General features: G+C 65.0%; 12 protein-coding genes. 4 read left to right on the top strand and 8 right to left on the bottom strand.

The genetic code is table 11. The annotated features are described in order from the left end of the window. The first annotated feature begins 140 nt into the window (after positions 1 to 140). Positions 141 to 1,046, top strand: a complete 906-nt coding sequence (locus tag ACMCNM_RS17040; RefSeq protein ID WP_412764998.1) for a LysR family transcriptional regulator — start codon at positions 141 to 143, stop codon at positions 1,044 to 1,046. After that, on the top strand, positions 1,034 to 1,855 hold the full coding sequence (locus tag ACMCNM_RS17045) for an aldo/keto reductase (RefSeq protein WP_265969439.1): 822 nt from the start codon (positions 1,034 to 1,036) through the stop codon (positions 1,853 to 1,855). Before ACMCNM_RS17040 ends, ACMCNM_RS17045 begins: the two co-directional genes overlap by 13 nt. A 135-nt stretch (positions 1,856 to 1,990) precedes the next feature. Here the strand turns inward: ACMCNM_RS17045 and ACMCNM_RS17050 are convergent, their stop codons facing one another. The 4 genes from ACMCNM_RS17050 to lexA are packed head-to-tail and all read right to left on the bottom strand — an operon-like array spanning position 1,991 to position 7,730. After that, positions 1,991 to 5,071, bottom strand: a complete 3,081-nt coding sequence (locus ACMCNM_RS17050) for an error-prone DNA polymerase (RefSeq protein WP_412764999.1) — start codon at positions 5,069 to 5,071, stop codon at positions 1,991 to 1,993. After that, entirely contained in the window at positions 5,068 to 6,486 is a 1,419-nt protein-coding gene (locus ACMCNM_RS17055) for a Y-family DNA polymerase (RefSeq protein WP_412765000.1), read from the bottom strand. The genes ACMCNM_RS17050 and ACMCNM_RS17055 overlap by 4 nt, the downstream gene beginning before the upstream one ends. Before the next feature lie 12 nt (positions 6,487 to 6,498). After that, a complete protein-coding gene (gene imuA / locus ACMCNM_RS17060; protein WP_027593437.1) occupies positions 6,499 to 7,113 on the bottom strand; it encodes a translesion DNA synthesis-associated protein ImuA in 615 nt (204 codons plus the stop codon). Beyond that, entirely contained in the window at positions 7,113 to 7,730 is a 618-nt protein-coding gene (gene lexA / locus ACMCNM_RS17065; protein WP_027593438.1) for a transcriptional repressor LexA, read from the bottom strand. Before lexA ends, imuA begins: the two co-directional genes overlap by 1 nt. Positions 7,731 to 7,823: 93 nt before the next feature. Here lexA and ACMCNM_RS17070 point away from each other — a divergent pair, with 93 nt between their 5' ends. Both ACMCNM_RS17070 and ACMCNM_RS17075 read left to right on the top strand, forming a co-directional pair. Then, positions 7,824 to 8,480, top strand: coding sequence for an HAD family hydrolase (locus tag ACMCNM_RS17070; protein WP_027593439.1), 657 nt, complete (start codon positions 7,824 to 7,826; stop codon positions 8,478 to 8,480). Positions 8,481 to 8,821: 341 nt separating this feature from the next. After that, the gene (locus ACMCNM_RS17075; RefSeq protein WP_186678128.1) at positions 8,822 to 9,733 is read left to right on the top strand and encodes a LysR substrate-binding domain-containing protein; all 912 of its coding nucleotides are present in this window, start codon (positions 8,822 to 8,824) and stop codon (positions 9,731 to 9,733) included. Between the two features lie 35 nt (positions 9,734 to 9,768). On the opposite strand, the gene ACMCNM_RS17080 is transcribed toward ACMCNM_RS17075, so the two are convergent. The 4 genes from ACMCNM_RS17080 to ACMCNM_RS17095 form a co-directional block, all read right to left on the bottom strand. Continuing rightward, on the bottom strand, positions 9,769 to 11,112 hold the full coding sequence (locus ACMCNM_RS17080) for an MFS transporter (protein ID WP_186678118.1): 1,344 nt from the start codon (positions 11,110 to 11,112) through the stop codon (positions 9,769 to 9,771). A gap of 68 nt (positions 11,113 to 11,180) precedes the next feature. Then, positions 11,181 to 11,510, bottom strand: coding sequence for an NIPSNAP family protein (locus ACMCNM_RS17085; protein WP_186678116.1), 330 nt, complete (start codon positions 11,508 to 11,510; stop codon positions 11,181 to 11,183). Then, positions 11,510 to 13,228, bottom strand: a complete 1,719-nt coding sequence (locus tag ACMCNM_RS17090) for an FAD-dependent oxidoreductase (protein ID WP_412765001.1) — start codon at positions 13,226 to 13,228, stop codon at positions 11,510 to 11,512. The genes ACMCNM_RS17085 and ACMCNM_RS17090 overlap by 1 nt, the downstream gene beginning before the upstream one ends. Further along, complete coding sequence (locus ACMCNM_RS17095; protein WP_099454307.1) at positions 13,225 to 14,052, bottom strand: SDR family NAD(P)-dependent oxidoreductase; 828 nt, start codon at positions 14,050 to 14,052, stop codon at positions 13,225 to 13,227. The genes ACMCNM_RS17090 and ACMCNM_RS17095 overlap by 4 nt, the downstream gene beginning before the upstream one ends. Between the last annotated feature and the right edge of the window lie 168 nt (positions 14,053 to 14,220).

Below are 14,220 nucleotides of genomic sequence, written 5' to 3' on the forward strand. Positions count from 1 at the left end.
GTTGATCCGCCTTTTGTAGTTGTTGAACCGACGAGGCTGTCGGTGAGCGTGTGCCCTCATCTTCACCTTAGTCGACTGATTTGTTAATTTTGTTTTCATCATCGATTGATAACTTTTTCAAAACAACGATCAGGGCCGTCATGAACGTCAAGCAACTCCGCGCCTTCGTCGCCGTGGCCAAGTACCAGAGCTTCGCCCAGGCGGGTGAACACCTGCATGTATCGCAACCGGCGTTGAGCCTGACCATCAAGGCGCTTGAGGAAAACCTCGGCGGCGCCCTGCTCAGCCGGACCACCCGCAGTGTCAGCCTGACTGCCGAAGGTGAGGTGCTGCTGCCGCTGGCCCGGCGCCTGCTGGCCGACTGGGACGACACCGAAGAAATGCTCCGTCAGCGTTTCACCCTGCAACTGGGGCGGGTTTCGGTGGCGGCCATACCGGCCTTCGCCGGTAACCTGCTGCCGCACTCGCTCAAGGTGTTTCGCCAGCGCTACCCGAAAGTCAACGTCACCGTGCATGACGTGATCAACGAGCAGGTACAGGAACTGGTGCGCCACCGTCGCGTCGAACTGGGCATCGGCTTCGAACCGGACAACACCGATGGCCTGGACTTCTACCCCCTGTACATGGACCGCTTCGTCGCCGTGGTGCCCGCCGACTCGCCCCTGGCCGTGCTGCCCCAGGTCAGTTGGGCGCAACTGCTGGCCGAAGACTTCATCGCCTTGCAACGCCCGTCGGCGGTCCGCCTGTTGATGGAACAGAACGTCGCGGCCAGCCATGGCAAGCTGGCGGTGGCATTCGAGAGCCATCAACTGTCGACCGTTGGCCGCATGGTTGCCAGCGGCCTGGGCGTCAGCGCGGTGCCGGCGCTGTGCATCAACCAAATGCAGGAGCTCGGTGCCCGCTGCGTGCCGCTGGTCGAGCCCGCCGTGGAGCGGCGCATGGGTGTCATTGCCCTCAGCGAGCACAAATTGTCCACCGCAGCGCAAGCGCTGCTCGAGGTACTGCTTTCCCATACCCAGATCCCGGAGGTGACATGCGATACGTGAAACTGGCAGGTTCGAAGGTGCCGGCCATTGGCCAGGGCACGTGGTACATGGGTGAAGACCCTGGCCGCCGGGCCGCCGAAGTGGCAGCCCTGCAACAAGGTATCGAGCTGGGCCTGAGCCTGATCGATACGGCTGAAATGTATGCCGAGGGCGGCGCGGAGCAGGTGGTTGGCCACGCCATCGCCGGGCGCCGCGACCAGGTGTTCCTGGTCAGCAAGGTCTACCCGCACAATGCCAGCCAGCGCGGCATGCCTGCCGCCTGCGAGCGTAGCCTCAAACGCCTGGGCACTGACTGCATCGACCTGTACCTGCTGCACTGGCGTGGCCAGCATCCGCTGGAGGAAACCGTCGAAGCGTTCGAGCGTTTGCGCGAACAAGGCAAGATCAAACGCTGGGGGGTGTCCAATTTCGATGTCGATGACTTGCGCGAACTGCACAACCCCGATTGCGCCACTAACCAAGTGCTGTACAACCCGGTGCAACGCGGCATCGAATTCGACCTGCTGCCGTGGAGCCAGAAGCGCGCCTTGCCGACCATGGCGTATTGCCCATTGGCCCAGGCCGGGCAGTTGTTGCAGCACCCCGTGCTGGCCGAAATTGCCGAGCGCCACGGTGCGACACCGGCCCAGGTCAGCCTGGCCTGGGTGACCCGTGATGAGGGGGTGATTGCCATTCCCAAGGCGGTAAACCCAGAGCATGTGCGACTGAATGCGGCGGCCGGCTTGCTGACCCTTAGCAGCGAAGACCTGCGGGCGATTGACCGGGCATTCCCCGCACCGACCCGCAAGCAACGCTTGGCGATGGTCTGAAGCCCTTGCCTGACCCTTGTAGGAGCAGCCTTGCGCTGCGAAGAGGCCGGCGATACCAGAGAAGATCTGCTGAGTTGTCACCGGCCTCTTCGCAGCACAAGGCTGCTCAACAGTCAACGCAACAGGCAACGTTGGCTAATGAAAATCGCGGCTGCGCACATCCAGCCCCTGCAGCAAGGGGCTGATATCCTCCAGCCGCCGCGCAATCAGGTGACGCACCCCGTTCTCCTGCTCCAGCCGCCCGCTCACCTTGAGCAACTGCGCCCCCACCAACGCCCGCCTCTGCCGCTCGGCCAAGTCACGCCAGACCACCACGTTGACCATGCCGTACTCATCCTCCAGCGTCACGAACGTCACCCCACTGGCCGTCTGCGGGCGTTGCCTGCCTACCACCAGCCCGGTCACGGTAATGTTGTCGCCATGCTCGACAGCTGACAGCTCGTGCGAACTGCGGCAACCCAACGCTCGCAAACGAGGGCGCAGCAGCCGCAAGGGGTGGGGCCCAAGCGTGGTGCCCAGGGTCTGGTAGTCGGCAACCAGGTCCTCGCCGACAGTCGGTGCAGGCAGCGCTACCACGGCCTCAGCCAACGCTTCGACCTCGGCGAACAAGGGCAACTGTGGCTGCACCGCCGCCACCTGCCAACGCGCCTGATGACGGTCACGTGCCAAAGCCCTCAGGGCCCCGGCGTCAGCCAGGCGGGCACGGGCGCGGTGGTCGAGCCCTGCACGCAGGCACAAGTCTTCAACATCGCGCCAAGGCCGTTGCGCCCTCGCCTGCTCCAGACGCCGGGCGTCAGCTTCAGCAAAACCACGGACCTGCCGCAGCCCTAAGCGTATGGCCAGCGCCTGTTCACCCACCGGTTCAAGCGTGCAATCCCATTCGCTGTGAAACACATCCACCGGCCGCACCTCGACGCCTTGGCGACGGGCGTCCTGCAGCAACTGGTCGGGGCTGTAAAAGCCCATCGGCCAACTGTTGACCAGCGCGCAGGTGAAAATGGCCGGCTCATGGCATTTGAGCCAACTGCTCGCGTAACACAGCAAGGCGAAACTGGCCGCGTGGGACTCGGGGAAGCCATAGCTGCCAAACCCCTTGATCTGCTCGAAGATGCGCTCGGCGAACGACCGTTCGTAACCATTGCGCAACATGCCTTGAATCAGCCGTTCGCGGTGCGGCTCCAGCCCGCCGTGGCGCTTCCAGGCCGCCATGCTGCGGCGTAGCTGGTCGGCCTCGCCCGGGCTGTAGTCGGCAGCCACCATCGCCAGCTCCATCACCTGTTCCTGAAACAACGGCACACCCAGCGTGCGCTCGAACACTTCCTGCAATTTAGGCGAGGGGTACGTCACGGGCTCCTGCTTCAGGCGCCGGCGCAAATACGGGTGGACCATGTCACCCTGAATCGGCCCGGGGCGCACGATGGCCACCTCGATGACCAGATCGTAGAACGTGACGGGCTTGAGCCGTGGCAACATGGCCATCTGCGCCCGAGACTCGATCTGGAACACGCCCATGGTTTCGGCTCGGCTGATCATCGCATAGGTGGCCGGGTCCTCCCCCGGGATGCTTGCCAGCGTCAATTGCCGGCCCCGGTGGCGCTGCAGCAGGTCGAAGCAACGGCGCAAGGCACTGAGCATGCCAAGCGCCAGCACATCGACCTTGAGCAAACCGACCATGTCCAGGTCGTCCTTGTCCCACTGGATCACGGTGCGCTCTTGCATGGCGGCGTTTTCCACTGGCACCAGTTGATCCAGCGGCTGCTGCGAGATGACGAACCCCCCAGGGTGTTGCGACAGGTGCCGGGGAAAACCGATCAGCTCACCGGCCAGAACCAGCACCCGCCGCAGCGACGGGCTGCTGGCCTCGAAACCGGCCTCGGCCAGGCGTTGCGCATCGGGGATGCGATCACTCCAGCGGCCACAGCACTTGGCCAGCGCATCCACCTGGTCGGCCGGCAGCCCCAGTACCCGCGCCACATCACGCACCGCACCGGCAGCATGGTAGGTGTTGACCACGGCGGTGAGTGCGGCCCGGTGCCGGCCATAGCGCCGGAACACATACTGGATCACCTCTTCGCGGCGGTCGTGCTCGAAGTCCACGTCGATGTCCGGCGGCTCATTGCGTTCGCGTGACAGAAAGCGCTCGAACAGCAAACGGTGCTCCATGGGGTCGAGTTCGGTGATCCCCAGCACGAAACACACCACCGAGTTGGCGGCCGAGCCTCGGCCCTGGCAGAGGATATGCTGGCTGCGGGCAAAGGCGACGATATCGTGCACGGTCAAAAAATAGCTTTCGTAGGCCAGTTCCTCGATCAGCGCCAGCTCCTTTGCCAGCACCTCGCGCACCTTGTCGCTCGGCCCACCCGGCCAGCGCATCGGCAAGCCGCGCTCGCACAGCTCGCGCAGCCAGCTCGCCGGGGTCTGGCTGTCTGGCACCAATTCACGCGGGTACTGGTACTTCAGTTCGCTCAAGTCGAAACGGCAGCGCTCGGCGATGACCAGGGTCTCGGCCAGCAGGTCGGCCGGGTACAGTTCCTGCAACTGTTCAGGACTGCGCAGGTGACGTTCGCCATTGGCGTACAGGTAGCGACCCGCTTCGGCCACCTGGCAATGCTGGCGGATGGCGGTCATGCAATCCTGCAGGGCACGGCGACCGCGTGCATGCATGTGCACGTCACCGCAGGCCACTGCGCGGATACCAACCTTGCTCGCCAACTGGCGCAGTTTGCCAAGCCGCACCTCGTCATCACTGCCACGGTGCAGGTGCACGGCCAGCCACAGCCGCTCGGCGAACAGCGTGCGCAAACCCTCACCGGGCGCAGGGTCGTCGGCATCCTCGGCAACCCACAGCGCCACCAAGCCTTGATGATGCTCGCGCAGGTCCTCGCTGAACAGTTGGTAGTCGCCCTTTTCCGCCCGCCGTCGCGCACGGGTAATCAGCGCGCACAGGCTCTGGTAGCCGGTGAGGTTTTCCGCCAGCAGCACCAGTTTCGGGCCATCCTGCAGGCGGACTTCGCTGCCGATAATCAGCCGCAGTTGGTGCGCCTTGGCGGCCTGCCAGGCGCGGACGATACCGGCCAAGGTGCACTCATCGGTGATCGCCAGGGCGTCATAGCCCTGTTCGCGCGCACGCTTGAACAACTCATCGGCACTCGACGCACCCCGCTGGAAGCTGAAGTTCGACAGGCAGTGCAATTCGGCATACCCGAACCGGCTCATGCAAACCAGCCTTGCAACCACAAAGGGCCTGGCTGGCTGAGGTCGCGGTAGGCCCAGCCGCGCAGGCCGTCGCGGGTTTCGATGCGGTAGTAGTCACGGCGCACGTCGCCCCCGTCCCACCAGCCCGACTCGATGCGCTCGGCATGCCCCAGCACACGGTGGCCGGCTGCCTCCAGCGCCACGGGCGCCGGCAACAGCCAGCCGGGGCGGCTACCCGGCAACACCGGCAGGCTCCCTTGTGCGCCCTGCTCCGCCGCTTGCCAGGCACATTCGGGGCGGTGATCGGCCTCGGCGCTCAGCCCCTTGACGGCCTCGTCGCCCAACCGTGCGCGCAAGCGTTCACGCAACTGCTCCCAGGGCTGCGTCTGCTGGGCGCGGGGGTCGAATAGCGCTTGGTGCTGGGGCACGAAGGGTGGCAGGTCATCGGCGACCAAGCGCAAGTTGCGTACCGGGGCGGGGATTTGCAGCGGCTCCAGGCGCCCTTTTGCCAGTTCGAAGAGCATGGCAGGGTCACGTTCGGCCGCCAGCAGGCCAACCTTGAGCAACGTGTCCGGCCCTTCGGCATGCTCCAGGTGCAGGCAAAAACGCTGCACGCCACAATCGCGCCCAGCCAGGAACGCGCCGAGGTCGTTGAGCATTCTGCGCAGCGGGAACAGCAACGCCTGGTGCGACTCCACGTCGAAGTTCAGCTCCAGGCGCGACTCGAAGCGGTCCGGCGGCTGGTAGAAGCCCAGCCCCAGGGTGCGCAGGCCGAGCAGTTGGTCCAGGTGCAACTGGACCTGCGCAGAAAAGCGCTTGGCCAGGGCGTCGCGCGGCAAGGCCAGCACCTGGCCCAACTGGCGCAACCCCATGCGGGCAAAGGCCTCGGCGGCCTCCAGCGGCAAGCCGACACGGTCGATGGGCATCTGTGCCAGTACGGCGCGGGTGGCGTCGGCACAGGTTACCGCCAGGCCATCGTGGCCGTTGGCGAGCATGCGGGCCGCCACCGGGTTGCTGGCCAGCACGATGCGCTGCCGCAAGCCCAACGCGCTGAGCTCCTGGCGCAGGCGTGCCTCGAACAACGGCCAGGGGCCAAACAGCTGCAGGCTGGAGCCGACCTCCAACAACAAAGCCCTTGGGTAATGCAGGCTCACCTGGGCGCTGAAGCGATAGGCCCAGGCTGCCAGCAGCTGTTGCAACTGCTCGATACGTTTGTCATCGGCCTCTACGCAGGTGAAGCCATCGGCCAAGGCACGCGCCGTGGTCAGGGTTTGCCCGGCACGCAGGCCGAGCGCTGCGGCAGCGGGGTTGACCGCCTGTAGCACACGGCGCTGTGTCGGGCCGCCAATCACTACCAGGGGCGTTTCAGGGTCGTCACGCTCGCGCAGAACAGTGTCCAGCGCCAGCTGTGGCAGCAGAATGCAGGCCCAGAGCATGATGCATCAGCCTCAGCCGGGCAGCGCGATGGGCAGCGCTGGCGGCATGCCGCCCCGGCTCTTGAGCACACGCCACTGTGCCGGCCGAGTGTCGATGGCAATACGCAGAGCGGCCGGCGACGGGTTGTGTGCCGCCTGCTGTGGGCGACAGGCGAACGCCAGCGCCTGGCCGGTCTCGGCGGCCACCTGCAGGCGCCGCAGTGCCCGGTCATCGGCGCGCTCCGGCCAGCACAACACGGCGGCGCAACTGCCTGAGCGCAGGCATTGCTCAGCCGCCCACAGTGCGTCGGCAGGCGTGGCGCTAACCTGGGCCAGCCAGCGTAGATCCACCCCCGCTGCCTGCCAGGCCGGGGCATAGGGAATGAACGGCGGCGCGACCAGCACCACGCGGCCACCTTCTGCGGTCAGGCGCGCCAGTGAGGGCCACAGCAGTTGCAGCTCACCGCACCCCGGGCTGGCCAGCAGCAGTTCGCTGAGCGCCGCGGCCGGCCAGCCGCCCTCGGGCAGGCGTTGGTCGAGCGCGGCATGCCCGGTCGGCTGCAACCCCAGTGGCCGGGCCTGAACCTGCCGCCCGCGCCAGACCTGACGCTGATCGAGCAGCCTGTCGAGATCGACCACCGCGCCCATCAGTCGCGCCTCAGCAGGCCGCAGAACACGCCTTCAATGAAGAACTCCTGCTCAGGGCCCACATCGATCGGCGCATAGGCCGGGTTGCGCGGCAACAGCCGGTAACCGCCAGGCTGACGCTGCAAGCGCTTGATGGTCACCTCGCCGTCCAGGCGGGCGACCACGACCTGCCCGTCACGGGCCTCGCCCTGTTGCCGAATGCCGACCAGGTCACCGTCGAAGATGCCGTCATCGACCATCGAGTCGCCGCGCACTTTCAACAGGTAATCGGGCGTGCGCCGGAACAGGCTGGGGTCGAGCAGCAACTGCTCGTGAATGTCGAGGTCCGGGCCGATCGGGGCACCTGCCGCGACCTGGCCCAGCACCGGCACTTCGAGGATTTCCGGGCGGCGCAGCGGTTGAGCCAGGCGAATACCTCGCGCCTGGTTCGGCGTGACGTCGATATAGCCGGCCTGACACAGGGCGGTGATGTGTTTACGCGCGACGCTGCGCGAGGCGAAGCCGAAGCGCGTGGCGATGTCGGCAAGGCTCGGTGGCTGGCCGTGGTCAGCAATGCGCTCACGAATAAATTCGAGAATGGCGCGGCGTTTGGGGGTCAGATTGTCCATGGAGTACATTTGTACTCTTTTCGCCACACACTGAACAGCCCCCTTCGTCGTCCGCATTGGTTATGATCGTCGGGCTTGTGTTTTTTCATACCTGGATACCTGATGCTGACTGCCCTGCTGTTCGACCTCGACGGAACCCTCACCGACACCGATACCCTGCACCTGCAGGCTTTCCGCCAGTTGCTGCGCGAGCATGACGGCCGTGAACTGAGCCAGGCCCAGTTCGATGCACAGGTCAGTGGCCGGGCCAACGGCGAACTGTTCGCCGAGTTGTTTGCCGATGCCAGCCCGCAGCAATGCCTGGCCCTGGCGGATCGCAAAGAGGCGTTGTTCCGCTCGCTGGCGCCGTCGCTTGCGCCCATGCCCGGCCTGTTGCGCTTGCTGGAGCACGGCCAAGCCTGTGGCCTGGGGATGTGCGTGGTGACCAACGCCCCCCGGCTCAATGCAGAGCACATGTTGCAGGCCATGGGGCTGGAGGCCCGCTTCGAGCATGTGTTGGTGGCCGAGGAGCTTGAGCGAGCCAAGCCGGACCCGCTGCCCTACCTCACCGGGCTACAGCGGCTCGGGGCCGAGGCCGGGCAGGCGCTGGCCTTCGAGGACTCGTTGCCCGGGGTCAAGGCTGCCAGTGGTGCGGGGATCTTTACGGTTGGCGTTGCGACTACTCAGACTGCCGAACGCCTGATGGACGCCGGGGCTGGGCTGGTGATCGAGGACTTTGATGATGCGCGGTTGTGGGCGTTGATTGAATCGATGGGGTGAGGTGTGCATGGTGCATGCTTTGAGTTCAATGGCGCCTGTGAGATCGAGCGCCGCCCGCGCGGCGCATCGCGAGCAACGCTCGCTCCTACGTTTGTTTCGGGCCAATAACGCCTGTGACAGGCGCGCGCGACCGCCTTGTTTGTTCGACGCGATATCGCGTCATGCGCCAAGGCGGTCGCGCGCGTTTGCCCCAGGAATAATTGGCCCGAAACAAACGTAGGAGCGAGCGTTGCTCGCGATGCGCCGCACGGGCGGCGCTCGATCTCACAGGCGCCACAACACTCAACCCCTACACCTCGATGCTCTAACCTTCAACCGCTGCCCAACCTCTCAGGCCGCCCATGCTCATCGACGAAGAACTGACCCTCAAAAAGCTGGAAACCTTCCTCGCCTTCATGCGCAGTGGCAACCTCGGCCGCGCCGCCGCCGAGCTGTCCACCAGTGCCGTTAGCGTGCACCGCGCCATCCACTCGCTGGAAAGCGCCTTGCGTTGCCCCCTGTTCAAGCACGAAGGCCGGCAACTGATCCCGCTGGAAAGCGCCTACGTGCTGGAGAAAAAAGCCCGCCAGCTGATTCAGGACGCCGAGCAGATGGTCCGCCAGACCCGTGAGGCTGCGGGGTTCTATGCCGAACGTTTCCGCTTGGGCGCCCTGTACTCGCTAACGGTAAAGACCGTGCCAAAGCTGGTCATGGGCCTGAAACTGCGCCGCAGCGCGCTCAACATCGACCTGACCCTGGGCTCGAACGTCGACCTGCTGCAACGCCTGAAAAACCACGAACTGGAGGCCATCCTGGTGTCGCTGGACGAAAGCGTCTGCGACCCCGCCTGCGAGCAATTGCCGCTGTTCTCCGACGACATCTTCCTTGCCGTCCCCACCGACTCGCCCTTTGCCGAGCACGCCGAGGTGGACCTGGCCGACCTCGCCGACTCCACCTTCATCACCCTGACCCAAGGCTTTGCCACCCACCGTGATGGTGCACGGGTATTCGAGCAGGCAGGGTTCGAGCCGAAGGTGGCCATGCAGGTGAACGATATCTTCACCCTGCTGAGCATGGTCAGCTCCGGCGTTGGCTTTGCCCTGCTGCCAGGGCGAATCGCTGCGGTCTACGAGAACCGGGTGAAGTTGATTGCCCTGCAACCACGCTATCGCCTGCAACAGCACATTGGCGTGGTGTTTTTGAAGGCGCGGGAACGGGAACCGAACCTGCTGGCGTTGCTGGCTGAATGCAGGATGTACAGCCGCGAAAACTGAGCGAAAGCCTGCAGGTGTTCATGTTCCAGCGACATTTACACCGCTTGCCGGGCGGCGCGCCGGCCTGAACCGGCATGACGCCCTTGCAACAACACTGCCAGCGCAGCCAATACCGCCGGGATCAGCAACGACGCGAACACCTGTGCAAAGCTCCAGCCCATGGCCAGCATCTGGGCGCCGGCAAACGCACTGAGAATCGCCCCGAAGCGGCCGATGCCACTCATCCAACTGGCACCGGTCGCCCGCGCTTCGGTGGGGTAGAACGCCGCTGCCAAGGCATTCATGCCCACACTCGCGCCATTGAGGCCAAAGCCCACGGCCCAGGCAATCGCGCACAGCCAGGCAAAATCCCCGGCCACCTGGCCAATGGCGAAGATCACCGCACCGCTGAACAAGAAGGTCAGCATCAGTACCCGTTGCGGGTTGCAGCGGTCCATGGCCCAGCCCACCGAGATCGCCCCCAGCGGCCCGCCGATCTGGAAACAGGCGGTGACGATGGCCGCTTCGGCCACCGAGAAGCCGCCCCCCTCCTTGACCAAGGTGGGCAACCAGCCGCTGAACAGGTAAACCAGAAACAGCGCCAGCACGTAGCCAGCCCAAAGCATCAACGTGCCAAAGCGGTAGCGCGGCGAGAGAATGGTCGCAATCGCCCCACCACTGCTGGGCGCGCTGGCCGGTACGATGAAGGTGCTGTCGGCGTTGACACGCTCCGGTGCCAGGCGGCTGACGATGGCGTGGATGCGACGCTTGTCAGCACCCTTGCTGACCAGGAAGGTGACCGACTCGGGCAACCGCCAGCACAGCAACGGCACTGTCAGCAACGGCAGCACGCCGCCCAGCACCAGCACGCTGCGCCAGCCCAAGTTGGGGATCATCCAGGCACTGACAAAACCGCCTGCCGCCGCACCCAGTGAGAAACCACAGAAGGCCAGAGTGATCAGCAGCGAGCGGCTGCGCGCCGGCGCGTATTCACTGACCAGGGTGCTGGCATTGGGCATGGCGGCGCCCAGGCCCAGGCCGGTCAGAAAACGCAGGGCAACAAGGGTCTCGAGGTCGGGCGAGAATGCCGAGGCCAAGGTCCAGATACCAAACAGCAGGACACTGCCCAGCAAGACCGCCTTGCGCCCATAGCGGTCGGCCAAGGGGCCGGCGATCAGTGCACCGAGCGCCAGGCCGATAAGGGCCGCGCTCAACACGGGGCCCAGGCTTTGCGCGCCCAGGCCCCAATCGCTTTTCAATTGCGGTGCGATGAAACCGATGAGGGCGACGTCCAGCCCATCCAGGGCGATGATCAGAAAGCCCAAGAAGACCACCCATTTCTGGTAGCGGCCGATGGGTTGCTGGTCGATCAGTTGGCGCACATCAATGGCGTTGTTCATGGGGTATCACCTGTTGTTGTTTTTATGAAGGTGCATCGGCAGTGGGCCGCCATGCGACCCAGACAGCATTACCGGTGAACGAGGCTGGGCAGCCGCACAGGCCGGATGATCCGCGTCTCTTGGGCCACGACCAGATCGCGGGTGGCCTGCAGGTAGGCTGCGAAGTCCGGGTCAGCGTCCCGCGCGGCGCTGCGTTTTTCGAAGTCATCGAGGCTGTCATAGCCCCACAAGTGCACCACCTGGTTGAGCGGGCCAATGCTGCTGGTGTAGAACGCCAGCGGCGCACCGAGATGGCGCAGCAGAATCGGCATGGCCAGCTGGTCGAAGGCTTCGAGAAAGGCCGCCATGCCACGTGGGCGGATGGTGTAGACCCTGTGATCGACGACAGGCTTGTCCATCATGCAACCTCCCGCGCTTTGCCCGCTGTCGCCAGCCCTTGTTCGACGCCCGCCAGGTGGCGCCCGGTGATGTAGCCAAAGGTCATGATTGGCCCCAGGGTGATGCCCGCACCGGGGTAATTGCCGCCCATGATGCTGGCGCGGTCGTTGCCGACGGCGTACAGGCCGTCGATGGCCTGCTGATCGGCGCCCAGCACTTCGCCGACCACGCTGGTGCGGATGCCGTCGAAGGTGCCCAGGTCACCCATGATCACCTTCACGGCAAAGTAAGGCCCCTCGGCCACTGGCGCCACGCACGGGTTGGGCGTGTGCTGCGGGTCGGCCAGGTAGCGATTGAAACGCGTGGTACCTCGCCCAAACTGGCGGTCCTCACCCTGAACGGCGCCCAGGTTGTACTCACGTACGGTCTGCTCCAGCCCGGCGGCATCGATCCCGGCCTTGCGCGCCAGCTCGGTGAGGCTGCTGCCCTTGAGCAAGTAGCCGTTACGCAACAGCGGCCCCAGCGGCATCGGCGAGGGCTTGGCGAAACCCAGGCCGTACTTGGCCAGGGTGCGCCGGTCACAGACCAGCCACATGGCGGTTTCCGGTTGCTCTGCACACGCCTCGATCAAGGCGGCACCCACGTCGTGGTAGGAATTCGATTCGTTGGTAAAGCGCTTGCCTGAGCGCAGCACGCCGATCACACCGGGCTTGTAACGGTCGAGCAAATGGGGGAACGCGACAAATCGCCCTGCCCCCATCGGCACCTTGGACACCGGCATCCACGCCGCCGCCGCTTGCAGGCGGATATCGACCTTGGCGCCCATCGTTTCAGCCATACGCGCACCATCACCCGTGTTGCCTGCTGGCACCGGCGAAAAGTGCTCGCCACCCCGACGCACATGCGGGTAGGCCTGCTTCAACCGTTGCACGTCATGGGAAAACCCGCCACAGGCCAGCACCACGCCGCGCCGTGCCTCGATGCGCAGTTCGCTGTCACCTTGTTTCGCCAACACGCCAGTGACCCGATTGCCTTCACGCAACAGGTGCCTGGCCGGGGTCCCGGTCAAAATCGGAATGCCCAGGTCCAGCGCCGACTTCACCAGCCGCGCCGCCAGGGCATTGCCGCTGGTCACCTGGGTGCCACGCCGGTACAGCGCCAACTCCTTGAGGTGGGTCAGCAAGCGCTTGGCCACATACACGAACGAGGTCAGCGAGCGGGTGGCATTGAAGAAGTGCTTGAGGTCGGCATTCGACGAATTGAACATCATGCCGATGAAGGTGATGGTCTTGAGCGGTGGCCGCAGGCGTGCCATGTCGGGCCCAAGGCCGCGAATGTCGTAGGGCGCTGCCAGTATCGAGCGCCCGACATCGACGCCACCTTCCACGTGTGGGTGATAGTCGGGGTACAGCGTGGGGACGAATTTGACGGCGGTCTCGCGCTCGAAGAACTCGACCATGTCTGGCCCGTGACACAGAAACGCCTTGACCGCCACTTCGTCGAAACAGTCGCCGGTTTCGTTGCGCAAGTAGGTCAGCGCCGCCTCATCGCTGTCGTTCATCCCATGCCGGTTGCCCGGCACCCACAGCACCCCACCGGAGAACGCCGTGGTGCCGCCGAAGCAGTCGTCCTTTTCGATGACGACCACATCCAGGCCGTGTTTTTTCGCAGTGATCGCAGTCGCCAGGCCGCCGGCTCCCGCCCCCACCACCAGTACATCGCAGGTGCGTGTGTTCATGCGCGTACGCCCTCGAAACCGGGGCGCGGGATCAACGCCATGGGCATGCTCTCCAGCCCACCATCGACCGTCAACTCGGCGCCGTTGATGTAGTCGGCACGCGGGCTGGCAAGAAACAGCACCGCCTCGGCGATGTCCTGCGGCTCGCCGATGCGCTGGTTGGCGGTCATGGCGCTGCGCTGGCGTTCGATGTGCGGGTCCGCGTAAAACGCCGCCGACAGCGGCGTGCGGATCAACCCCGGGCACACCGCGTTGCTGCGTACACCGCGCGGCCCCCACTCTACGGCAATCTGCCGGGACAGCATGCTGACCCCGGCCTTGGCCGCGCTGTAGGCACCACTGTTGGGTTGAGGGTAATGGGCCGCGATCGACGCTACATGCACGATGCGCCCCTGGCCTCGGGCAAGCATCAAGCTGCCGAAGGCCTGCGAACACAGCAGGTAGCCGCTGAGGTTGACCGCCAACACCTGGTTCCATTGCTCCAGGGTCAGCACGTCGAGCGAACCCGGGCGCAGCACACTGGCGTTGTTGATCAGTACATCGCAGCGGCCGTGCAGCGCCTGCACCTGTGCGGCGGCGTGGCTTACGCTATCGGGGTCGGCGATGTCGCACCCCAGCGCGCTGACCTCGCCGACACTGTGCTCGCCCAAGGTGGCCGCCAGCTCACGGCACTTGCCCAGGTCGCGGTCCAGCAACACCACATGGGCTTGCTGTTCGACCAACGCGGCAGCCAGTGCCGCGCCAATGCCGCCGGCCGCGCCGGTCACTACACAAACGGCTGAATCCAGGCCCAGCCAGTGAGCGCTAATCTTGTTGTTATGCATGCTGCTCTCCAGAGTGTCGCTTCATCTGGCGAACAGCCTAGGGCTGACAGGCACCCGGGCAGAATGGACAAAACCTGCAACCAACCCCACATTCCCGACAATTTGCTGCACCGCCCCTGAACCTGTTCAGCGGCTGTGGCACAGTAGCCGGGTACCGATCAAAACAAT

The sequence above is a fragment of the Pseudomonas sp. NGC7 genome (genome assembly GCF_047159675.1).
Lineage (GTDB): Bacteria > Pseudomonadota > Gammaproteobacteria > Pseudomonadales > Pseudomonadaceae > Aquipseudomonas > Aquipseudomonas kermanshahensis.

Bases quoted from the DNA above. Each gene is read 5' to 3' on its own strand.
- ACMCNM_RS17040 (WP_412764998.1), top strand. From the start codon at position 141: ATGAACGTCAAGCAACTCCGCGCCTTCGTCGCCGTGGCCAAGTACCAG.
- ACMCNM_RS17045 (WP_265969439.1), top strand. From the start codon at position 1,034: ATGCGATACGTGAAACTGGCAGGTTCGAAGGTGCCGGCCATTGGCCAG.
- ACMCNM_RS17050 (WP_412764999.1), bottom strand. From the start codon at position 5,071: ATGAGCCGGTTCGGGTATGCCGAATTGCACTGCCTGTCGAACTTCAGC.
- ACMCNM_RS17055 (WP_412765000.1), bottom strand. From the start codon at position 6,486: ATGCTCTGGGCCTGCATTCTGCTGCCACAGCTGGCGCTGGACACTGTT.
- imuA (WP_027593437.1), bottom strand. From the start codon at position 7,113: ATGGGCGCGGTGGTCGATCTCGACAGGCTGCTCGATCAGCGTCAGGTC.
- lexA (WP_027593438.1), bottom strand. From the start codon at position 7,730: ATGTACTCCATGGACAATCTGACCCCCAAACGCCGCGCCATTCTCGAA.
- ACMCNM_RS17070 (WP_027593439.1), top strand. From the start codon at position 7,824: ATGCTGACTGCCCTGCTGTTCGACCTCGACGGAACCCTCACCGACACC.
- ACMCNM_RS17075 (WP_186678128.1), top strand. From the start codon at position 8,822: ATGCTCATCGACGAAGAACTGACCCTCAAAAAGCTGGAAACCTTCCTC.
- ACMCNM_RS17080 (WP_186678118.1), bottom strand. From the start codon at position 11,112: ATGAACAACGCCATTGATGTGCGCCAACTGATCGACCAGCAACCCATC.
- ACMCNM_RS17085 (WP_186678116.1), bottom strand. From the start codon at position 11,510: ATGGACAAGCCTGTCGTCGATCACAGGGTCTACACCATCCGCCCACGT.
- ACMCNM_RS17090 (WP_412765001.1), bottom strand. From the start codon at position 13,228: ATGAACACACGCACCTGCGATGTACTGGTGGTGGGGGCGGGAGCCGGC.
- ACMCNM_RS17095 (WP_099454307.1), bottom strand. From the start codon at position 14,052: ATGCATAACAACAAGATTAGCGCTCACTGGCTGGGCCTGGATTCAGCC.